The sequence below is a fragment of the Leptolyngbya sp. CCY15150 genome (genome assembly GCF_016888135.1).
GTDB lineage: Bacteria > Cyanobacteriota > Cyanobacteriia > RECH01 > RECH01 > RECH01.
On the sequence record NZ_JACSWB010000057.1, the window covers coordinates 1 to 1,044 of the forward strand.

Genomic DNA, 1,044 nt, shown 5'->3' on the forward strand with positions numbered 1-1,044 from the left:
TCGCTCTCAGTGATCTCAAGCTTGAATGGACGACTCATTTCTATCCTCCAGGATTGACCCTCCCTCTATTCTATGTCCCTTTAAATTAAATTGGTATTAGCACCTATCTAAATAGTAGTAAATCAAACGGAACACGTAGTCTCCCGATTGAACAAATCACACTGCCCGAACGCCAACCGCGTCGGTATTTCAACCCTGAAAGCATGGAGCAGCTTATTACATCAGTCAAAGAACACGGCATTCTAGAACCATTGCTAGTTCGCCCTGTAGACAATGACTGCTATCAGTTAATAGCTGGGGAGAGACGATTGAGAGCTGCACAGGCAAATGGACTGTCAGATGTTCCAGTCGTCATCCATAATTTTGATGATAAACAAGCTCTGCAAGTATCGCTAATGGAAAACCTTCAGCGGGAGGATCTGAATCCTGTTGAAGAGACCGAAGCCGTCCTTGAGTTGTTGAGTATTGTCCTGGAAACCAGCACTGATAATGTCATTACAACACTGAATCGTATTGCTCACCTGCGTAAAACAAAGCAAGAAGTTACGGGAAACGTTTTACGTAACCTGGAGTTAATTGAATCTATGCTGGTGGGAATTGGGCGATTTTCGGCAGAATCTTTTAGAACGAGCCGACTGCCACTCCTTAATCTGCCAGAAGATGTTCTCGATGTTCTTCGCAATGGGCAAATTGCTTACACAAAAGCTCAGGCAATTGCTCGCATCAAAGACAAGCAGAAACGCAGCAGGCTATTGAAAGAGGCAATTGACCAAGATTTGTCTTTAGCAGAAATTCGAGAGCGAATTAAAAGCCTTAAACCTAGTACAACAGCAGATCCTGGGCAGGCGCTTAAACAAAGACTGACAAAAATCGGGAAGCATATTTCTAAATCTGAAGCATGGAAGGACGAGGAAAAACAACGACGAATCGCAGAACTGCTCGACGAGTTATCGCTCTTCAATGACTCTAGGCAGAAGAAAACTCTCGTAGCGTCGTAGCAGGCACTCCTCGAAATTGATTCATAAGCCGTATGAGCATCTGAAA

Annotated in this window: 1 protein-coding gene; it reads left to right on the forward strand. The window is 44.1% G+C overall.

What is annotated here, in order from left to right; translation table 11 throughout:
• The first annotated feature begins 95 nt into the window (after positions 1-95).
• On the forward strand, positions 96-998 hold the full coding sequence (locus JUJ53_RS00260) for a ParB/RepB/Spo0J family partition protein (RefSeq protein WP_343327862.1): 903 nt from the start codon (positions 96-98) through the stop codon (positions 996-998).
• Positions 999-1,044: the final 46 nt, after the last annotated feature.